The organism is Actinomycetota bacterium, assembly GCA_019347675.1.
In the GTDB taxonomy this organism is placed as follows: Bacteria; Actinomycetota; Nitriliruptoria; order Nitriliruptorales; family JAHWKO01; genus JAHWKW01.
Window position 1 is genome coordinate 1 of the sequence record JAHWKW010000056.1, and the last position, 4428, is coordinate 4428.

6 protein-coding genes and 1 pseudogene are annotated in these 4428 nt (G+C 66.6%); 4 read left to right on the forward strand and 3 right to left on the reverse strand.

Features of this window, described 5'->3' with window-relative positions:
• The first annotated feature begins 163 nt into the window (after window positions 1–163).
• From KY462_16655 to KY462_16665, 3 genes and pseudogenes are all read left to right on the forward strand, one after another.
• Window positions 164–724 (forward strand): GNAT family N-acetyltransferase, encoded by a 561-nt coding sequence (locus KY462_16655; GenBank protein MBW3579330.1) that lies wholly within the window; start codon window positions 164–166, stop codon window positions 722–724.
• A 40-nt stretch (window positions 725–764) separates the two neighbouring features.
• Window positions 765–1547 (forward strand): methyltransferase domain-containing protein, encoded by a 783-nt coding sequence (locus KY462_16660; protein MBW3579331.1) that lies wholly within the window; start codon window positions 765–767, stop codon window positions 1545–1547.
• A gap of 185 nt (window positions 1548–1732) precedes the next feature.
• Window positions 1733–2141: pseudogene (locus KY462_16665) on the forward strand (DUF3052 domain-containing protein).
• An 81-nt stretch (window positions 2142–2222) separates the two neighbouring features.
• On the opposite strand, the gene KY462_16670 reads toward KY462_16665, so the two are convergent.
• The 3 genes from KY462_16670 to KY462_16680 are packed head-to-tail and all read right to left on the reverse strand — an operon-like array spanning window position 2223 to window position 3159.
• A complete protein-coding gene (locus KY462_16670) occupies window positions 2223–2558 on the reverse strand; it encodes a DUF3024 domain-containing protein (GenBank protein MBW3579332.1) in 336 nt (111 codons plus the stop codon).
• Window positions 2555–2929: a DUF5615 family PIN-like protein gene (locus tag KY462_16675; GenBank protein ID MBW3579333.1), complete on the reverse strand. Its 375-nt coding sequence runs from the start codon at window positions 2927–2929 to the stop codon at window positions 2555–2557. The genes KY462_16670 and KY462_16675 overlap by 4 nt, the downstream gene beginning before the upstream one ends.
• Window positions 2926–3159, reverse strand: a complete 234-nt coding sequence (locus tag KY462_16680; GenBank protein ID MBW3579334.1) for a DUF433 domain-containing protein — start codon at window positions 3157–3159, stop codon at window positions 2926–2928. Before KY462_16680 ends, KY462_16675 begins: the two co-directional genes overlap by 4 nt.
• Before the next feature lie 100 nt (window positions 3160–3259).
• Between KY462_16680 and KY462_16685 the strand changes: the two genes are divergently transcribed.
• Window positions 3260–4177 carry a tyrosine-type recombinase/integrase gene (locus tag KY462_16685; protein MBW3579335.1) on the forward strand — a complete coding sequence of 306 codons (918 nt, stop codon included), beginning with the start codon at window positions 3260–3262 and terminating at the stop codon, window positions 4175–4177.
• Window positions 4178–4428: the final 251 nt, after the last annotated feature.

Sequence of the window (4428 nt, forward strand, 5' to 3'; positions counted from 1 at the left end):
GCGAAGTTCCGCAGCTCGAAGCCGTGGCTACGGACGGGTAGGCCAAGGACCCGAGTAGTGCATAGCGCCCACCGCCGAAGCCCGAGATCGCCGGGAAGAGGACGGCTATCGGCCGCGGTTCAGTAACTAGCCTCGTCGCTCTTGGGGTTCCCCGCTGGGGCCCGTGCTCACCACGGAGATCGACTTCATGAACGGCGAAGGTCCGGTCGTCCGCGAGGCGCAGGCGAGCGACGCCGCAGCCATCGCGGCACTACAGGTGCGCTCATGGCGGGCGGCCTATCGAGGCATCGTGCCGGATGCCTTCCTCGACAACCTCGCAGAGGACGCGTGGCTCGAGCGATGGACCAGTCAACTCACCGCGGCGGGCCATGACGGGATCCATCAACTCGTCTCGACCGACCCTCGGGACGGACCACCAAGAGCCGTTGCAGTTTGCGGTCCCGCGATGGAGCCTACTGTCGAGCTGACGGGCCAGCTCTACGTTCTCTACGCCGACCCGCCAAGTTGGGGACGGGGTCACGGAGGCGCCCTGTTGCGCCGCGTTCACGAACTTCTTGCTGCTGACGGACACTCCGGTGCCATGCTGTGGGTGGCCGCAGACAACGACCGTTCGATCGAGTTCTACGAGCATCATGGATGGACGAAGGACGGCGAAACCCAGCTTGAGGAGGTGGCCGGGGCGATCTTCGATGAGGTCCGGATGGTGCGGGAACTCGCTAGCTGACGGCAACCGTGGATATGCGCGGCCATCTCAGGATGACTCCGTGACCCATAACAACGTGGCAGTCAGCCGATCTGCCGACACCACCAGCCTGGGATCCGCGACACTAGGCTGCGTCGGTATGGACTGGTGGGAGGATTTCTTCGACGAGAACTACGTCGAGGTGTGGGGCGCGGCGGGGTCCTTCGATAACACCGCGGAGCAGGTCGACGCCATAGAGCAGATACTTGGTCTGCCACCAGGATCGCAGATCCTCGACGTGGCGTGCGGCTTCGGGAGAATCGCCGGACCCCTGCACGAACGGGGCTACGACGTCACGGGCCTCGACTACTCATCCACACAGCTCGGCTTGGCGCAGGAACGCTACCCCGGCCCGCAGTACGTCGAAGGAGACATGCGCGAGCCACCCCAGGGGCCCTTCGACGCGGTCCTCAACATCTTCTCCAGTTTCGGCTACTTCGAGGAGCGAGCCAACGACATGGCTGCGCTCGCGGCCTGGCACGCGGTCCTTGTCCCCGGTGGCCCGCTCTTGATGGAACTCATGCACCGCGATCGACTCGCCAACCTCTTCAATCCGGACGCGGAGCCGGACGAACAGGGTCCAATTCGCGAGAACGGCACGACCGACTGGGTAACGGGAGTGAGGACCGCCACTGCCATATCCGGGGACGTCAGCAAGACGTTTCGAGTGCGCCTCTACACTGCGACCGAACTGGTACGCGAGCTCCGATCCATCGGCTTCACCACTGTCAAGGTGATGGGTGGGCTCGATCCCGGTGCGGTCTTCACTCCGCGCACGCGTCTGGCGATACGCGCGGTCAAGTAAGCGTGGCCGAAGTATCAACACACAGCCACGGTGCGGTCGCCGCCCGCATCCCGGACACCGAGCGCCCGCATCCGTGGTTGCGCGCGACCTGGGTGTCGGCCCGCAGGGCGCATAATGGATCGCAACCTGCGCCCGTCAGCACCTCGAGTCGCGGGCATGGGTGACACCACTAGGAGGATGTCGGCTTGGCAGCGGGTTACTCCAATCGCAGTGCGGCAGAGAAGCTCGGAGTGAAAGCGGGATCCCGCCTCGGCGTAATCGATGCAGACGAAGGGTGGGAACTCGACGGCATGCCCAAGGAGGTCGTGGTCCGTAACAGCCTCCGCGGCAGCCGCGACGTCACGATCGCGTTGCGTCCGCTCTCGGCGGCACCTAGAGCGCAACGCCCAGCGCTACGAGCGTTCGCTGGAGGACGCCGCAGCCTTGTGGATTGCTTGGCCCCGCCGAGCGGCGGGGCACGAGAGCGACGTGACCGAGAACCTCCTACGGGAGGTCCTCCTCCCACTCGGCCTTGTCGACGTCAAGGTTGCGGCGGTCGACCACGACTGGTCCGGCCTGAAGTTCGTCCGGCGCAAGGAACTGCGGATGCCGTGAGCCCAGACAGCTCCGCATGCACTGCCGTGGTTGTCGCGCGGCCACGAGCGGCAGTGGGGCCAGCGGATCCCGCCCGTAATGTCATCCCCAGAAGATCGAGGTGGGGTCCGAGTCGATCTCTTCGAGTAGACCGTCGATGTCGGGGCTCGGTTCGGCGAGATCGTACTCGTGGAACTTGAGGTTCCGGTCACGCCAGTACAACGACCACTCGTCCCGGGTCTTCGTGTATCGCAGGCGAGCGACTGGGAACCGGGTCCACTCGTCGCCCATGTCGGGATGCCACGGGGGACGGCACTCAAGGATGGTGATGGTGCGGTCGGTCACGTCCAGCTCGATCCGGACCTGGTCTCGAACGTGTACGGGTACGCGACCGTCGGCCCACTCTCGCACGCGCTCCACGGCTCCGTCGGGGATCATCGCTGTTCCTGGTCGTCCGGTCGACGGACGCGCACGCGCAGGGGTTCGACGATCACGACACAGCGGCTGAACTCCTCGAGCTCGTGGGCATCGAGTAGGCGATCAACGAGCGTGAGGATCGAGACCGGGTCCTGGCTGACAGGGCGCAGGACCACGACACCGGCGTGGCTGCCGGGAGGGAAGCTGCGGATGTCGCCAAAACCTCGGTCGAGCGTGATGACCATGCGGTCGTCCTCCGTGGCGGCCTGCACGACGATGGGGTCCTTGCGTCCACCCAGCTGCTCGTCGAGCACGGTGTCCACGTCGTGACCTCGCCGCTTGAGCTCGTCGGTGAGGTCGTGTGGGAGGTTCTCGTCGAGCTTGAGCCTCACGCGGGCAGCGGGAAGATCTCTTCGCGGGCCAAGGCAGCGCCGTACGCGGCGGCTGCGCGGATGCCCTCCCGCGTGAGGGACGGGTACTGCTCAACGATCTCGTCTTCCGACAGGCCCGCGGCCAGACAGTCCAACACCACACTGACCGGAATCCGGGTGCCACGGATATGGGCTTGGCCCCCGACGATGTCGGGATCGACGGCGACCAGGTCGGCCTGCTGTTCGGTCATGTGACGAGTGTAGGCCTCGAGCCTCTCTTTGATCGCTTCTCTTCCGGCATCTGTGGATGCTCGACCCGACGACGCAACGGGCGTCGCGAGGAGGTCGATCATGTCCACGTTCACGCTCGAACTACCTACCAGCCAGCAGCAGGACACGTCGAGCTGGGCGGCGGTTGCGTTCATCGCCAGCTACTCGTCGGAGGCGACCCGACGCACCTACACGACCCAGCTTCGGTTGTGGATGGCATGGTGCGCCGACCATCACCTCGATCCGCTGGCTGACATCCGTCGCCCGCATGTGGAGCTGTACGCCCGCGAGCTCGAAGCCCGCGGCCTGTCCGCAGCGACGGTCGCGTTGAAGCTGGTGGTGCTCACCGGCTTCTACCGCTACTGCGTCGAGGAGCAGCTGGTGGAACACTCGCCCGCGGTGCACGTCCGCCGTCCCAAGGTCTCCCAGGAGTCGACCCGGATTGGACTGGACCGCAACGAGCTCGGCGCGTTCCTGGTTCAGGCCGGTCTGTCCGGAGGCAACGACCACGTGCTGGCGTGTCTTCTTGGGCTCAACGCCCTGCGGGTCTCGGAAGCCTGCGGTGCGGACCTGGGTGACCTCGCGCTCGCCAACGGCCACCGCACCCTGCGGATCGTCGGCAAGGGCGCCCAGCCTGCGCTGATTCCGCTCGCCCCACGGACCGCACGGGCCATCGACGCCGCGGTCGGAGAGCACACCGACGGTCCCCTGATGGCCCGGGCCGATGGCAGCCGCCTCGACCGGCACGCCGCGGGACGGATCGTTCGTCGGCTCGCCAAGCGAGCGGGGATCAGCAAATCGATCTCACCGCACTCGCTGCGGCACGCCGCGATCACCGCCGCGCTGGATGCCGGCTGCAGCCTGCGTGACGTGCAGGACTACGCCCGCCATGCCGACCCTCGCCAGACCCGACGCTACGACCGGGCCCGCGGCGCGCTCGACCGCAACCCCACCTACATCGTCGCCACCTACGTCGCCGGAGCAACCGGCGCCCGCTGACACCTTCGGCACGGCCTTCGCCGCCGGTCCTGGCGGCCGCTGGACCCTGCCCAGAACGACACGGAAGCCGTGGTTATGATCGGTTGCAGTCGCCTTCCGAGCAGCGCATAACCGGCGGGGGTAATGGCGACAACGACGGCAAGAACGGCGCCTGCGAACATCCTCGGTCGAAGTACGGCCCGCCCGCTTCGACGGGCATGCCGACGGGAGGGTCGAGAGCTCGCTGCAGCGTCGGCGACGGAGGATGGTTT